The sequence below is a fragment of the Achromobacter animicus genome (genome assembly GCF_040775605.1).
Classification (GTDB): Bacteria; Pseudomonadota; Gammaproteobacteria; order Burkholderiales; family Burkholderiaceae_B; genus Achromobacter; species Achromobacter animicus.
In genome coordinates, this window is the sequence record NZ_JAYGJK010000001.1 from 4,017,256 (window position 1) to 4,033,699 (window position 16,444).

General features: G+C 66.9%; 7 protein-coding genes and 1 pseudogene. 5 read left to right on the forward strand and 3 right to left on the reverse strand.

Features of this window, described 5'->3' with window-relative positions; all coding sequences use genetic code 11:
- Positions 1-199 precede the first annotated feature (199 nt).
- A pseudogene (bioD, locus tag AB3147_RS18385) lies at positions 200-976 on the forward strand (dethiobiotin synthase); the annotation flags it as partial.
- Positions 977-1,004: 28 nt separating this feature from the next.
- On the opposite strand, the gene AB3147_RS18390 reads toward bioD, so the two are convergent.
- On the reverse strand, positions 1,005-1,889 hold the full coding sequence (locus AB3147_RS18390) for a LysR substrate-binding domain-containing protein (protein ID WP_367352648.1): 885 nt from the start codon (positions 1,887-1,889) through the stop codon (positions 1,005-1,007).
- 107 nt (positions 1,890-1,996) lie between these two features.
- On the opposite strand from AB3147_RS18390, the gene AB3147_RS18395 reads away from it, so the two are divergent.
- The 3 genes from AB3147_RS18395 to AB3147_RS18410 all read left to right on the forward strand — a co-directional run bounded on the left by AB3147_RS18395 (position 1,997) and on the right by AB3147_RS18410 (position 12,565).
- Entirely contained in the window at positions 1,997-3,061 is a 1,065-nt protein-coding gene (locus AB3147_RS18395) for an NAD(P)-dependent alcohol dehydrogenase (protein WP_239213262.1), read from the forward strand.
- 477 nt (positions 3,062-3,538) lie between these two features.
- Positions 3,539-7,930, forward strand: a complete 4,392-nt coding sequence (locus AB3147_RS18405; protein ID WP_438860990.1) for a hypothetical protein — start codon at positions 3,539-3,541, stop codon at positions 7,928-7,930.
- A 9-nt stretch (positions 7,931-7,939) separates the two neighbouring features.
- Positions 7,940-12,565: a hypothetical protein gene (locus AB3147_RS18410; RefSeq protein WP_367352649.1), complete on the forward strand. Its 4,626-nt coding sequence runs from the start codon at positions 7,940-7,942 to the stop codon at positions 12,563-12,565.
- Between the two features lie 178 nt (positions 12,566-12,743).
- On the opposite strand, the gene aceA is transcribed toward AB3147_RS18410, so the two are convergent.
- Positions 12,744-14,063 carry an isocitrate lyase gene (aceA, locus tag AB3147_RS18415; RefSeq protein ID WP_175123617.1) on the reverse strand — a complete coding sequence of 440 codons (1,320 nt, stop codon included), beginning with the start codon at positions 14,061-14,063 and terminating at the stop codon, positions 12,744-12,746.
- A 321-nt stretch (positions 14,064-14,384) separates the two neighbouring features.
- Here aceA and queF point away from each other — a divergent pair, with 321 nt between their 5' ends.
- Positions 14,385-15,209: an NADPH-dependent 7-cyano-7-deazaguanine reductase QueF gene (queF, locus tag AB3147_RS18420; protein ID WP_175123618.1), complete on the forward strand. Its 825-nt coding sequence runs from the start codon at positions 14,385-14,387 to the stop codon at positions 15,207-15,209.
- A 113-nt stretch (positions 15,210-15,322) separates the two neighbouring features.
- Here the strand turns inward: queF and AB3147_RS18425 are convergent, their stop codons facing one another.
- On the reverse strand, positions 15,323-16,324 hold the full coding sequence (locus AB3147_RS18425; RefSeq protein WP_367352650.1) for a cytochrome-c peroxidase: 1,002 nt from the start codon (positions 16,322-16,324) through the stop codon (positions 15,323-15,325).
- Between the last annotated feature and the right edge of the window lie 120 nt (positions 16,325-16,444).

The following is a 16,444-nucleotide window of genomic DNA, read 5'->3' on the forward strand; positions in this document are numbered from 1 at the left end:
CCGCGCCGCCTCCCCGCCTCGCCTCCCCGCCTCGCCTCCCCGCCTCGCCTCCCCGCCTCGCCTCGCCTCGCCGCCTCCCCATCATGCCGCCCGCCCATCCTCCGGCACTGATCTATGTGACGGGTGGCGCGCGGACGGGGCAACTGATAAAACGGTGCTCTGGCCGCTGCGGTTGTCCATTGCGCTGCCGCAGCCGCCTCCCCTTCGCCCGCGGCACGTCCGCAGGTTCCGGCGCTGTCCGGCCGCGCTCGACCAACATGGGGCCGTGGTGTCCATTCACCTGGCTTGCGGTATGCAGAAGACATCGACGCGGCGCCCCGTCGGGGTTTTTGTAACCGGCACCGATACTGGTATCGGCAAGACGCTGGTGTCGGCCATCCTCACCCGCGCCTGGAACGCCGACTACTGGAAACCCGTGCAGACGGGTGTCGCCGAGGATCCGGGCGATACCGACACCGTGGCCCAGCTGGCGCAGTTGCCGCCCCACCGCCTGCATTTACCTGCCTACGTCCTCCAGGCGCCGCTATCGCCATGGGCGGCAGCCACGCTGGAAGAGACCGTGGTCGATGCCACCAGCATCGTGCCGCCCCCGACACGCGCGCCGCTGATCGTGGAAGGCGCGGGCGGCCTGTACGTGCCGATCGACGATACGCACATGATGATCGACCTGATCGCGCGCTTGGGCATGCCGGTGGTGTTGGCGGCGCGCAGCGGACTGGGCACCATCAACCACACCTTGCTCAGCCTCGCGGCGCTGCAGCGGCGCGGCATTCCGGTGCTTGGCGTGGTCATGAGCGGACCGCCCTCCGCGGGCAACAAGGAAGCCATCGAACGCTTTGGCGGCGTGCGGGTGCTGGCCGAGATACCGCCGCTGCCGCGTGTGGACGCTGCCGCGGTCGACGAACTAGCCAAGGGCATTGCGCCGCTGACCGAATGTCTGGCGTCGCTGTACGGCGCCGAGGCCGAAGCGAACTAGCCGGGCCAGCGGCTTCGTGCGCGGCGCGTCACTGCCGCGCCATGTCGATGAACGCCCGCAGCGCGGATGACACACGGCGTTGGCGGGGGTAATACAACATGAATCCGGGGATCGTCGGGCACCAGTCCTCCAGCAGCCGCACCAGCTTGCCGGATGCCAACAGTCCGGCAACGTAGTTTTCCGGCACGTAGCCGATGCCGATGCCGTCGGCGGCCGCCCGCACCTCGGCATGCACGTCGCTCAGGGCCAGACGCCCCGGCACGTCGAACTCCAGCACCTCGCCGTCCCGCTTGAATTCCCACTTGAAGTACCGGCCACTGGGGAAACGATAGCGGACGCATTCGTGCCTCATCAGGTCAGCCGGATGCCGGGGCGGCTCGCGCTCCCGCAGGTAATCCGGCGAGGCCACCACCACGGAACGCAGCGCCGGGCCGATGGGAACGGCCACCATGTCCTCGGGCACCGCTTCGAGCAGACGCACACCTGCGTCGAAGCCGGACTTCACGATGTCGACAAAGCTGTCGTCTTCGCCGATCTCCAGGCGGATGTCCGGGTAGGCGGCCAGGAACTGAGCCGCCATCGGCATCAGCAGCAGGTACGACGCCGCGCGCGACGTATTGATGCGCAGCGTGCCGGAGGCGGAGCCGCGAAAGTGGTTCATTTCGTCCAGCGCATCGTCCAGACCGTGCAGTACCGGCTGCAGGCGCTCGGCCAGGCGGTGGCCGGCTTCGGTCAGGGCGACGCTGCGCGTGGTCCGGTTGAACAGGTTCACGCCCAACCGCTCTTCGAGGTTGCGGATGGCATAGCTGACCGCCGACGTGGACAGGCTGAGCTCTTCGGCCGCTTTGCGGAAACTGCCCAGGCGGGCCACCGCGGAGAACGCGGCAAGGTGGGACAGGTTGTCGAGCGCCATGATTGTGCAAATTTGCTCAATAAATCATGCCGAAATTCTAGCTTGAACCGCAAAGCAGCCCGGGATTATTGTGAACGCCTGCTCAATAAACATCCCAAGAGGCCGTCATGATCCAAGCCCAAGGCTACGCCGCCCACAGCGCCGACACCCCGCTCGTCCCCTTCAGCTTCACGCGCCGTGAACCCGGCGATGACGATGTGCTGATCGACATCCTGTATAGCGGCATCTGCCACTCCGACCTGCACCAGGCGCGCGGCGACTGGGGCAATTCCATGTACCCCATGGTGCCCGGCCACGAGATCATCGGCCGCGTCGCACAAGTGGGCAAGAACGTGTCGAAGTTCAAGGTGGGCGATTACGCCGGCGTGGGTTGCATGGTGGACTCGTGCCGCCATTGCAAGGCATGCCAACTGAACCTTGAACAGTACTGCGAGGAAAACGCCACGCTGACCTACAACGACAAGGAACGCGGCAGCGAACAGCTGACGTTTGGCGGGTATTCCGATCGCATCGTGGTCCGCGAGCATTTTGTCGTGAAGGTGTCCGACAAGCTCGACCTGAAGGCCGTCGCGCCGCTGCTGTGCGCCGGCATCACCACCTACTCTCCGCTGCGCCACTGGAAGGTCGGCCCCGGCAAGAAGGTGGGCGTCATCGGTCTGGGCGGCCTGGGCCACATGGGCGTCAAGTTTGCACACGCGATGGGCGCTCACGTGGTGATGATCACGACGTCTGCCGACAAGGCGCGCGACGCCAAGCGTCTGGGCGCGGATGAAGTGCTGGTGTCGCGCGATGCCGACGCCATGGCGGCGCACGCCGGCACGTTCGACTTTCTGTTGAACACCGTTCCCGTCAGCCACGACGTCAATCCCTACATGGCGCTGCTGGCGCTGGACGGCACCATGGCGCTGGTGGGCGCATTGACGCCGCTGGATCCTATCCCCGGCGCCAACCTCATCATGGGCCGCAAGTCGCTGGCGGGCTCGGCGATCGGCGGCATGGAAGAGACCCAGGAGATGATGGACTTCTGCGCCGAACACAACATCGTCAGCGATGTCGAGATGGTGCCGATACAGGCCGTCAACGAGGCCTACGAGCGGCTGGTGAAGAACGACGTCAAATACCGCTTCGTGATCGACATGGCTTCGCTGAAGGAAGAACGCGCCGCCGCGTAGGTCAGCACACACGCAAGGCAAAGCGGGGCCGGGTTCGTTACGGATGCAAACAAAAAAAAGCGGACCCGGATTCACGTCGTCAATCGGGATGGCGGCCAACCTGCGCGCCGCAGACCTACACCGCATCGCTTAGGACAAAAGGTTGAGAATTCACTTCAACCGTTCCTCTGGCCTCATCCTTCCTACAACCTTCGTTCACATCCATCCGGCTTTTCCGGCCGTTGCTGCGGTCGCTCGTGGAATCGCGTGCGGGCGCAGCCGGGGCACGCGCGGCCTCCCGTCACGACATTGACGGCAGACGCGGCGGGCGGATAGATTTTCGCCACTTGCACCGTTCGATTCAGATCGGGCAAATCAAGCAGTCCGACATTCAAGCAGTTCGCTGTGCGCAGTTCGATTCGCAGGTAGCTGGACCATCGCCCGTACACGGGCATGGGCAGGGATTTGTTTCCCGGGTTCCTTGTTTGGAGAACTGGCATGGCCACGAAAAAGCCTCGTCCGGCCGCGAAGACCGACACCGTGAAACGCCGCGAACCTGCGGCAGGCGGACCTGCGGCAGGCGAACCTGCGGCAGGCGGACCTGCGGCAGGCGAACCTGCGGCAGGCGGCCCGGCGGCGGGCAAACCTGCAACGGGCGGACCCGCCGCAGGCGGACCAAGGGTGGTGATCGATGGCGGCGTTGTCCGCATCCCGCCCATCCTTCCCCTCTTTCCGCCCGATCACAACCGCAACTTCTTCGACGGCTCGCGGCCCGGCCATCCGGTATTGCGCGCCGACGATCTGCTGGCCTTGCGCATCGAACTGCGCAACCTGACCATCACGCCGGGACAGCCGCCGCGGCTGCAAAAAACCGCCAGCGGCGCCGCGACGTTGATCCTGCACTTTCCGCCGCAGTCCATCGCCGAGGAAACGTTCTTCGAGACTGCGGCCGCCGGCACGAAGAACCCCGACCCGCCGCGTCCCGGCACGCCCGCCAAGCCCGAGCCGTCCGGCGGCGGCGCCGAGCCGCCGACCGGCCCGCCGGTGCGCGCCCGCATCGCCAACGAGTCCCGGCTGGCCTTTACCGTGCCGGACGGCTTTGACGTGCCGTACACGCTGGAAGGCGTGCTGCAGGCCGTCGAGTCGCTGCCGTTGGCCGTACCCGCCAACGCACGGCCGCCCACGGCCAAGGCGCCGCGCCCCCCGCTTCGCTGGCACGACCTGCTGGAGATCGGTTTTGACAAGCGCGTGGCCAAGCTGCCCCCGGCGCAGCGCGCGGCGCTGTCGAGCTTTGCCTTGCGCAACGCGCGCATCGCCATGCAGCCCGACGCCCCCGGCGCCAATCTGCTGCTGCGGCAGGCAAGCGGCAGTCCGGGACTGCGGGCCTACCGCCTGCCGGCCGTCCGGACCGACGTACCGCCGCTGCGCGCCGGCGACATCGCCATCCCCGTGCCGCGTGGGCCGCGCCCCGCGCCGCCAACGGCGCAGCAGACGGCGATTGAACTGCCGTGGCGGCTGATCCTCAGCCCATATGCACAGGAGCGCTGGCGCCACGCGAAATCCCCCGCCACGTCAGCAGCCACGCTGCATACGGAGCTGTGGCACTCGCGGCTGCTGGCGCCGGCGTCGTCCGATCCCGACGTCGAACCGCCGCAGGCCGACGCCCAGCGCACCGTGCGCGCGGTCTGGGCATTGGGCGGCGAAGGCACCACGAAGCCCATGCAATCGGCCTTTCCCGTGCCGGCCAGCACGTATCTGCCCGCCCCCGGCATCAGCCCCTTCCGCATGCCGATGGACGACTTCGACCGGTTCCAGATCGCGCATCTGTCTTCCAACTTCTCGGTCGCCAATTACGCGCCGCAGGCCATCGGCACGAACCTGCTGATGCTGTCCGCGCTGGGCGCGTGGCTGGACTCGCGCGGCAACTGGGATGCGCCCGGGCTGTCGCTGGAAGAATGGACGCATCGCGGCGCGATGGGCCGGGACCACTATGTGCGCGTGGTCTACAAAGGCCTGCTGTTTCCGTTCGGCCATCGCGTCTCGCTCATCAAGGTCAGCGAACGCAAGTTCCATCGCGATCGCAGCGGCAATCCGGCGTACCTGCGCCAACGCCTTTTCATCGTCGTGCGCGAGCGCGAAAAAGTCTTTGCGCATCCCGACTACGTGACGCGCGATCCGGCGGGCAACACCGTATTCCTGCACCGTCAGATGCCGTTGACCAGCGTGCGCATCCTGACCTCGTCCACGCCCAACCTGGATTCGCCGCTGGCATCGCCCGGCGGCGTCTTGGGCCAACTGCTGTTCTGGCCCTACGTGGGCGGGGCACCGTTCCGCTTCGCCTGCGCAGCCACGGACATCGACGGCCGCGTCATGCAGTTCGACCTGCCCATGATCTTCATGGACGGCGGCGAGGCCTGCCCGCGCAAGCAATCCGGGCAATGGCTGACGCCCATGTTCGACAAGGCGGAGGACTTTGCCGAAACCGCCCGGACCGCGTGGCGAAACGCCCCGCTGTCGCAGCGCAGCGCGCCCATGAACCAGCAGCAGGTAACGCTGGCGCCCAGCCAGAAGGCGGGCGACACCGCTGCGCAGGCCGACTCGCTGGAATTCGACGCGGTCGTCGACAAGGGCAACGTCCAATTGCGGGCCTACAGCGACGACCTGACCGGCCCCGTCTTCTATCCGTACATCCGGCGCGCCGCCATCCGCATCGCCGCTCTGGCCAAGCTGACCGGCGGCGCAAAGAACAGCACGCTGACATGGAATCCGTATTACCTGGCGCACGGCTTTGACGGCAATGCCGGACAGGTGTTCGGCGACATCGATGCGGAGCCCGGCTACCAGGGCGGCGCGTCCCTGGACTTCTCGGCGCAGGGCGACCGCTCGGGCGGCTTCGTGCAGCCGAATCTGCGGCCCACGGCGCTGTCGCGGCTGGCGGGCCCGATCAGCGGCAAGGCCGACGACTTCATCGCCGGGCGCATGATCGGCGCCGACGTGTTCCCCGCGTCGGGCGGCGGGCTGCCGTTGCCGCTGTTGTTTGGCTGCATTCCGCTGGGCGACGTGATCCAGGTCGTGGAGGACGTGGCCGGGCAGGCGGACAAGGTGCCGCGCTTCGTGGCCGAGGCCTGCTCGCAGCTCGAAAGCCTGGTGAACGACGCGGGCCGGCTGTACGGGCTGGTGGCGGGCATGGTGCAGGAACCGGGCCGCATCGCGCAAGGCGCCCTCACCGCGCTGGACGACACGTTGGACGACCTGCAGGCGCAGGCCGAGGCGTACGCGCAACCCCTGGTGCAGAACGCGCGCGACCAGGTGGACGCGCTGGCGGCGGCGGCCACGGCGATCAGCGCGCAGGTGGCGCAGCTGGCCGGCATGTCGTTCGACACGGCGCCCGCCCTGCCCGGCCTGCCAGCGGCGTTGACCGCGGCGCAAGGCGCCATCACCAACTTGCGGGGCGCGGCGGACGCCAAGGTCGGCGGCGTCTCGCTGCCGTCGGGTCTGCGCCAGTCGCTGCTGGAAGCGGCACGGACAGCCGAGATCCTGGTCAACGGCCTGGGCGTCGTGCCCGTGCTGCTGACGCAAGGCAAGACGCTGTACGACGCGCTGGATGCGCTGGTCGGGCAGCCCGATCAACTGGGCGCGATCTTCTCGGACCCCACGGTGCTCAAGCCCCGGCTGCAGGCCGTCTCCGCGGCGGTGCAGCCGCTGTCCGACACGATTGCCGCATCCGTACTGCTGGACGGCGCGCCGCGCCAATTGCTGACCACCGCGCTGCGCGCCGTGAAAACCGCCATGGACGCGGTGCTGGCCAGCGCCGAGCTGCTGGAGATGCTGACCGGCGACGAATTGACACTGCGCTTTGACTGGAACCCCGCGATCAAGAGCTGGTCGCTGGTCGCGGGCGAACCGCCGCTCTTTCGCGCCAATGACCCGCAGGGCTTTCGCGTGGCCGTGGAAGCCAAGGTGCGCAAGAACGGCCAGAGCGCGCCCAAGCTGTCGGTGACGTGTTCGCTCAAGAGCTTTGACCTGGTGCTGATCGCGCCGGCCAGCTTTCTGGAACTGAATTTCGAGAAGATCGAGTTTCGCGTGGACACCGCGTCCAAGATGAACGTGGACGTGCTGCTGACGGGCATCAAGTTCGTCGGGCCGCTGTCGTTCGTGGAAACGCTGCGCGACCTGATTCCGCTGGACGGCTTCTCCGATCCGCCGCATCTGGACATCACGCCGCAAGGCATCGACGCAGGCTACAACGTGGCGCTGCCGGCCATCGCCATCGGCGTGTTCAACCTGTCCAACCTGAGCCTGGGCGCGGGCTTCACGGTGCCCTTCATCGGCCAGCCGCTGTCGGTGCGCTTCAACTTCTGCACACGCGAGCAGCCCTTCAACCTGTCCGTCTGCATGTTCGGCGGCGGGGGCTTTTTCGGCATCACTCTGGATCCGAAGGGCGTGCAGATCATGGAGGCGGCGTTCGAGTTCGGCGCCAGCGTGTCCGTGAACCTGGGCGTGGCCTCGGGCGGCGTGCACGTCATGGCGGGCATCTATTTCCGCATGGAGCAGACCGCGTGCTCGCTGACCGGCTATTTCCGCATGGGCGGATACGTCAGCGTGCTGGGCCTGATCAGCGTGTCGATCGAGCTGTACCTGGAGATGCGCTACGAGTTCGAAAGCGGCAAGTGCGCCGGACGCGCCACGCTGACGATCGAAATCGAGATCTTCATGTTTTCCAAGACCGTGGAGATCAGTTGCGAGCGCAAGTTCGCGGGCGCCAACGGCGACCCGGGATTCCGCGACCTGATGGGCCCGCGTCCCGACCTGCCGCTGGACGAGGAACTGGCGCTCATCGACGACGACAGCCGCTACGCCTGGCGCGAATACGCCGAAGCCTTTGCCTGAGGACTGCCCATGCCCAAGCAAACCATCCTGTGGACCGTCATTCCCAACGGCCGCGTGCCGGACGGTGAATTCGCCGGCCGTCTGCGCGTGTCCATCGTGGCGTCGCCCCGGCTCACGCCGCAGGCCGCCGACGAGCAGCGGCTGGATGCCTACGCGGACTGGGTGGACTGGCCCGCCACGCTTGCCCGCGCGCGCTTCACGCTGAACGCCGATGGCGAGGATATCCCGCTGGAAACGCTGCCGCAGGCCGATTCGCAGCTCTGGACGCGGCTCCTGCCGCCCGCAACGCCCGTGGCGGGCTTTGTGTTCCGCGACATGAGCCGCGTGAACCTGTTTTCGTTTTCCGTCGCCAGCGTACTGAGCCTGACGCGCGAGCATTATGGAAACCTGGCGCTCAACGCCACCACCACGCACCCGACGCTGCTGCCATGGCGCAACGCGCATCCCGGGTTGCGCGGCCTGCTGGAAGCCTGCGGCACCCGGACCGAACACGTGCGCGGCGACGGCCGCGAGCGCGTCGAACAGCTGGTGCCGGGCCTGGACCGGTTCTTCGGCGATCGCGAAGGCGGCATCGACCGCGCGCTGCGCGGACAGGTCTATGGCGAGCACAGCGTGTATCCCGGCAAGACCACTGCCCCTGGCGGCGAGGCCGATGGCAAGCCGCAGGCCGGCCCCACGTTTGCGCTGCGCGCCATGCCGGGCCGGTGGCAGGACCCGGCGCATCAAGGCGTGGACCAGAGCCTGATGGCGAGCTGGCGCTCGCAGGGCGAGTACACGCTCTTCATGGCCAACCGCTTCTATCGCCGCGATCCGCCCACTGCCGCCCAGCGCGCGATCCGGCGGCCCGACGGCAAGAACGTACCGCCTCCGCCCAAGCAGCCCGAGATGGATTTCCACGCCATCGTGGCCTCGTATGGCGATTACCCGGCGCTGATGCGGCGGCTGGGGCTGGTGATCGACTGCGTGCTGCCTGCCGATTCGCCGCTGGACAAGCGGATTGCCGCCGGGCAGCAAGCCCAGGGCCGAATCTTTTTGGTGCCCCGCTGGGACGGCGGACAGGCCGAAGGTGGCGCCTTTCCCGCGACGGCCTGGCGGGGCGATGCCGAGCGCTTCACGACGCGGCCGCGCAGCCCCGACCATGAGCGCGGCATGCTGCGGCTGCGCAGCGCCGACGACCGGTGGAATCTTACTGAGCCGCGCAATCCGCTGTTCGACGTCTACCAGCTGGATCCGGACGGGGCGGCGCTCAAGACGGTGGACTTCGTCCTGACGGCCCAGAACCTGATCGGCCGCAGCCTGAAGCACGGCGCCGACGGCGAGGTGACCTACAGCACCGGAGACAAGCAGCCGGTGGCGGCGCTGCGTTCCGGCGGCCTGGGCATTTCTCGCCGCGACCGTGCGCGCGAAGTCGCGCAGAATGCGGCCTCGGCGGCGCTCAAGAATGCGGCGCTGGAGGGTGCCCCCGGCAGCATGCTGCTCTACACGGAAGACCTGCTGCGCGGCTACCGTATCGACGTCCAGCCCTACCCGGCCAATGACCCGCAAAAGTGGCAATCGCTCTGTCATCGCCACGGCGTGTACCGCTGCACCGACGGCGGCCCGGACCTGGATCTGCCGGATGACGAAGGCTACGTCAAAGGCGCGGCCGCCACCGGCGGCGGGCAGCCCGACGATCAATACCTGCACGAATCGCTGTTCCGCTGGACGGGCTGGAGCCTTGTCGCCCCGCGCCCCGGGCGCACGCTGCGCGACCAGACGGACCCGGCAAGCGGCGTGCAGGGCGAACGGCCCGAGGACGTGCAGGACACGGTCACGGACAAGGGCAACGGCCTGGCGGTGACCTTCAGCGCGGTCAAGGGCAGCCTGCCGCGGCTGCGCTACGGCATGCCCTACCGGCTGCGTGCGCGTCTGGTCGACCTGGCGGGCAACAGCCTGTCGCCGGACGATCCGTCGCTGGAAAAGGACGACAACGTCACGCAGCCGGTGACCTATTGGCGCTTCGAACCCGTGGACCCGCCCGCGCTGGTGCATCGCACGCGGACCAGCGAAGGCGAATCGCTGGAACGCCTGGTGATCCGCAGCAACCGCGGTCAGGATCCGCAGGTCTATCTGGCCAGCCCGGATTTCCTGGCGTCGGTGACCACCACCGATTTCACCTACAGTCCGGTCAACGAACGGCATGTGGTGCCACCGAAAGCCGCCCAGCTGCAATGCGAAACGCATGGCCTGTTCGACAGCATGTTCGGCACCGCGGATGGCATCAAGAAGGCGTACGAGATTTCGGCGCGCGACATCGGCACGCTGTTCGACAAACTGCCCGGTTCGCAGGTGGAGCTGATTACCCCGCAAGCGCTTGCCGAGGTCGCCCGGACGGACCAGGTGCCGCCGCAGCAGCCCAGCGCCGAGGAACCCACGGGCCAGCGCCTGGCCGCGGGCCAATACGTGATCCACGGCGAGGCGCAGGTCCGCACGCCCTATCTGCCCGACGCGGCCGCCTGGGGCATCTGCCTGCGCGCGCAACCCGGCTACAGCCTGCCGGGCGTCACGGGACCGGCATTACTGGGTGAAGGCGTCGCCGTGCTGGCCACGCCGTCCGCCGGTGAACTGGTGCTGCTGGTCACCTATGCGGGCCAATGGCCCGACACGCAGGGCTTGCGCATTGCGCTGGCCGAACGCCCCGCGACCCTGACCGATCCGCCCTGCTCCGAAAGCTATCCGGACGACGGCATGCCCAAGTGGGACAAGGACAACCGGATCCTGACGTTCTTCCTGCCCAAGGGCATGATTGCGCGGCTGCGCTACTCCAGCTTCGTGCACCACGGCCTGCTCAACACGTTCGGCCTGCCGGAATGGACCGGCACCGACGCCGGCCGCAAGACCCTGCAGACCGCCGCCATCCTGGGCAATTGCTGGATGCTGACGCCGTACCGCCCGCTCGTGCTAGTGCATGCCACCCAGCAGCCCGTCTGCGACCCGCTCCTGCTGCTGCCCGGCCAACCGCAGCGCGAATCCGGCGCGGCGCATGTCGATCTGGAAGCGCGCGTGCGGCTGCACGGGCCGACGACCGGCAAGATCGAGATCGAGGCCGACTGGCACGAATGGGAAGACGATCCGGCGCGGCCGCGTCCAAGACGGCTCGACGGTCACGGCGTGCTGGCCGAAATGCCGCTGGCCGAAAACTATCCCAACCTCTTCAGCCTGAGCCACATCATCGCGGAACAGTCGTTCAACGGCACACGCCAGCGCGCGCCGGGCAACCGCCACGAATTCGGCGATACGCGCTTCCGGCTGATCCGGTACCGGCTGCGCGCCACCACGCGGTTCCGCGAGTACCTGCCGCCCGCGCTCTACGACCAGACGGACAAGGTGACCGTGTTGGGGCCCATCGCGCAGGGGCCGCTGGTGCAGGAAGGCGCCCCGGACGACCCCGGCGCACCCGTGCTGGCGCAGGCCGGCGAGGCGCCCAACACCATCGTGCCGGCCAGCGCACCGCCCGATGCGCCGCGCCTCATGTACGTGCTGCCCACCTTCCGCTGGCAGCAGACCGCCGGCGACGGCACGCTGGACATCACGCGCCTGGGCAACGGGCTGCGCGTGTGGCTGGAGCGCCCGTGGTTCTCGTCGGGCGACGGCGAACTGTTGGGCGTGGTGATCTACGGTGAAAACAAGAACTTCACCGACGTGCCCGACGCCTTGACGCCGCTGGTCACGCAGTGGGGCATGGATCCGCTGTGGGACGCGCCGCTGCCCAAGCACCGCACCCGCGCCGCCGACTTTCCGGCGCGCGTCATCGACGAGGACGTGCCGTTGCAGGAAATGCCCGGCCAGCGCGTGCGCGTGGTCGGTCACCGCGTGCGATGGGACGACGAGCGTGCGCGCTGGTACTGCGACATCGAGCTGGACCCGGGCCGCAGCTATATGCCGTTTGCGCGGCTGGCGCTGGCGCGGTATCAACCCAACGCGATCGACAGCGCCAAGCTCTCGCGCGTCGTGCTGGCCGAGTTCTCGCAGGTGCTGCCGCGCCGCCGTGCCGTCTTCACCCGCCAGCGCGGCCGGCTGGCGTTCACGCTGCGCGGCGTCGTCCCGGCGCACGGGCCGATGCAATTCCCGATGGAGTCCGAGTATCTGGACATCTCGTTCATCCCCGGCCCCGGCCAGACCGGCGAAACCGGCCGCAACCGGGTCGAGCTCGTGCTGCAGACCCGCGACCCGGCGCTCGACACCGACCTGGCGTGGACCGATGCCAACGTGCTGGCCTCCAGCCTGCTCAGTCCAGCCAGCGGGGGCATCGCGCAGACGATCAGTCCGGCGGTCACCGATGTGGCGCGCCGGTTGACCCCGCGCGACGTGTCGTTGCACGAGGCGCCGGCCCGGCTCGGCGAGATCGTTGCCGGTCCGGTGGTGCGTTTTCCGCCGGTGTTCGAAGGCCCCGTCCTGGGCGAGCTGCTGGACCCCGTCATCTGGAGCGCGGGCGTCCCCCTGCCCGAGCTTGGCGGCAAACCGGCACGGGTCGCGGTGCGCGAGTACGAGCGCTATTACACCGACAGCACCGTGCCCGAGCAGCGCGCGGGCGCCGTCCGGCAGCGGCGCGTGGTGGAGGAGCGGCTGGTGTATTCGGCCGTGTTCGATCTGTGAGTTCGATTTGTGAGTTCGATCTGTAATGCGGCGGCGCGGACGGGTGGTGCGGGCAAAAAAAGAGGGTGCCCGCAGGCACCCTTGAATCCACCCTACAACAGCACCTGCAACTACACACCTGCGCGCGGCGTCCGGCATCCCATGCGGGAACCGGGCGCCGCCGGCCGACACCGCCGCGTTATGCGGCCTTCTGCGTCTTGCCGTGTTCGAACTGCGCTTCTTCGGTCGAGCCGGTCAGCGCGGTCGTGGACGACTTGCCGCCCTCGATCGTCTGCGTCACGGCGTCGAAGTAGCCCGTACCCACTTCGCGCTGGTGCTTCACGGCGGTGAAGCCCATTTCGGCAGCGGCGAATTCCTTCTGCTGCAGTTCCACGAAGGCGCTCATCTGGCGGCGGGCGTAGCCGTGGGCCAGCTCGAACATGCCGTAGTTCAGCGCGTGGAAACCGGCCAGCGTGATGAACTGGAACTTGTAGCCCATGGCGCCCAGCTCACGCTGGAACTTGGCGATGGTGCCGTCGTCCAGGTTCTTCTTCCAGTTGAAGGACGGCGAGCAGTTGTAGGCCAGCAGCTTGCCCGGGAACTGGCGATGGATGGCGTCCGCGAACTTGCGGGCGTATTCCAGGTTGGGCGTGGACGTTTCGCACCAGATCAGGTCGGCGTACGGCGCGTAGGCCAGGCCGCGGGAAATGGCCTGATCGATGCCGGCGCGGGTGCGGAAGAAGCCTTCCACCGTGCGATCGCCCGTGATGAAGGGACGGTCGTTTTCGTCGACGTCGCTGGTCACCAGGTCGGCGGCGTCGGCGTCGGTGCGCGCCAGCAGCAGCGTGGGCGTGCCCATCGTGTCGGCGGCCAGGCGGGCCGACACCAGCTTGGCCACGGCTTCGCGGGTCGGCACCAGCACCTTGCCGCCCATGTGGCCGCACTTCTTCACGGAAGCCAGTTGATCCTCGAAGTGGACACCCGACGCGCCGGCCTCGATCATGGCCTTCATCAGTTCATACGCGTTGAGCACGCCGCCAAAGCCGGCCTCGGCGTCCGCCACGATGGGCGCGAAGAAATCGATGTAGCCCTCGTCGCCGGGGTTCTTGCCTTCCATCCACTGAATCTGGTCGCAGCGCGTCAGCGAATTGTTGATGCGGCGAACCACTTGCGGCACGGAGTTGGCGGGGTAAAGCGACTGGTCGGGATACATTTCGCCGGCCAGGTTGGCGTCGCCGGCGACCTGCCAGCCCGAAAGATAGATGGCCTTCAGGCCGGCCTTGACCTGCTGCATGGCCTGGTTGCCGGTCAGGGCGCCCAGCGAATTGACGAACGGCTCGCTGTGCAGGAGCTCCCAAAGACGCGTGGCGCCGCGGCGGGCAAGCGTGTGTTCGACGCTGATCGAGCCACGCAGGCGGATGACGTCTTCGGCGCTGTAGTCGCGCTTGATGCCCTGCCAGCGGCTGTTTTCGGCCCAATCTTTCTGAAGATTGCGGATTTCGGTTTCGCGATTGCTCATTGTGATGCTCCTGGTCAGTGATAAGAGACTTCAAAAGATTCGCGTCTGGCTTTGCGTGAATCGATGGGAGAAAGTCTATGCCTGTGCTGCGGAGCAATGTGACGCCGGGTCTTATACAAGAGGAAAAATCTTAGTCAGATAAATCAATGGGTTACAGACGGGATTTTGTATAATGAAACGCCATTGTCGTTTGTGAAATGCCGTCCCGCTGCTGCGCAGCACGCACTTTCACATCCCGAGAATTACGTTTCACATTGCGGAAAATCGGCCGCTTTTTAAGCGCCTACAATGCCGCCATTCCCCGTTCTATTTGTCTCTGCTATGACCCTGTCTCACGGCCCGCTTGGGCAGAGCGTGGCCTACGCCTCGCAATACGATCCCTCGCTGCTGTTTCCCATTGCGCGTTCGCACAACCGCGCAGCGCTCAATCTGACCGCCGGCAACCTGCCTTTCACGGGCGTGGACCTGTGGAACGCCTATGAGCTGTCGTGGCTGGATGCCAAGGGCAAGCCGCGGGTGGCGATGGCGACGTTTTCGGTGCCGGCCGACAGCCCCAACATCATCGAATCCAAGTCGTTCAAGCTGTACCTGAATTCGTTCAACCAGACCCGCCTGGTCAATTCGGCAGCCCTGCGCGGCCGGCTGGAACGCGACCTGAGCGCAGCCGCGGGCGCGCCGGTCGGCCTGGACTTCTTCCTGCCGCAGCGGTTTTCCGAGCTGCAGATGGGCGAGCTGGACGGCATCTATATAGACAAGCTGGATATCGAGATCGACACCTACGAGCCCGCGCCCGAACTGCTGCGTACCCGGGCGGGCGATGTGGTCGAAGAAACGCTGGCGTCGCGCCTGTTGAAGTCGAACTGCCCGGTGACGGGCCAGCCCGATTGGGCGACGGTGCAGATCCGCTACCGGGGCAAGCCGATCGATCGCGAATCCCTGCTGCGGTATGTGGTGTCGTTCCGCCAGCACGCGGAGTTCCACGAGCACTGCGTCGAGCGCATCTTCAGCGACATCATGCAGGCCTGCGGGCCGGAGCAGTTGACGGTGTATGCGCGGTATACCCGGCGCGGCGGGCTGGACATCAATCCGTGGCGCAGCAACTTTGAAGCGGCGCCGCCCGCGGACGTGCGCACGGTTCGGCAGTAAGCATTCCAGCAAGCAGATACGCGCCGATATCGGTTATCGATAGCCGGCGCTTACCGCAAACGGCCTTCCCGGGAACTGACCCGGGAAGGCCGTTTTGTTTCACCGTTGTCGCATCACTTCACGAACGGTTCGGGCCGCGGCGTATCGTCTTCGGACGGCGGCAGGAACGGGTACTGAATGACCGGCTGGTCGCCCGTCAGCGTCTTCAGGAACGCGACGATCTGGCCGTTTTCCTCGGCCGTGAACGTGCGGCTCAGTTGGAGGCGGCCCATCACGTCGACGGCCTGCGTCAGCGTCGCCGCTTCGCCGTCGTGGAAGTACGGATAGGTCAGCGCCACGTTGCGCAGCGTCGGCACCTTGAAGTTGAAGCGGTCCGCGTCCTTGCCAGTGACCGCGGCGCGGCCTTCGGCCTTGTTCTCGGTGACGTAGGGCGTGACCAGACCCATCTTCTGGAACGAGTTGCCGCCCACCGCCACGCCGTTGTGGCAGGCCACGCAGCCGCTGTTCTTGAAGAGCTCATAGCCCGCCAGCTCGCGCACCGTCAGCGCGTTCTTGTCGCCCTTGAGCCATTGGTCGAAGCGCGAATTCGGCGTGACCAGCGTTTCTTCAAACGCGGCCAGCGCGCTGGTGACCTCGTCAATGGTGATCTTGTCCTTGCCGAAGACTTGTTTGAATTCGGCGCGGTAACCGGGGATGGAATTGAGCACCTGTACCGCCAGCTCGTGCGTGGAGGCCATTTCCATCGGGTTTTCGATCGGGCCGCCGGCTTGCTCGCGCAGGTCCTTCGCGCGGCCGTCCCAGAATTGGGCAATGTTCAGGCTGGAATTGAGCACGGTGGGCGAGTTGATGCCGCCCTGCTGCCACTTGTGTCCGATGGAGGCCTTCAGGTTGTCCGAACCGCCCATGGCCAGGTTGTGGCACGAATTACAGGAGATTGCGCCGGAGCGCGACAGTCGGGGATCGAAGAAGAGCTTCTTGCCCAGCTCGACCTTGGCCGGCTCTTTGATGACCGCCGGTTCGATGGGCTGGATGGGCTCTTGCGATGCGCTCCAGACCTGCCCTGCCCACAGTCCGAGTACCAGCCCCGCAGCCAGCAACGTTGTTTTCTTTCTCATTTGCTTCTCCTGTGAATAACCAGACCAACCATGTGGTTATTACAGCGAGGAAGCCATGCCGTGACCTTGCGAGGCGTCAATCGGCGCCGGCCGGCGCCAGAGGCCGAAACCGGAGCTTGA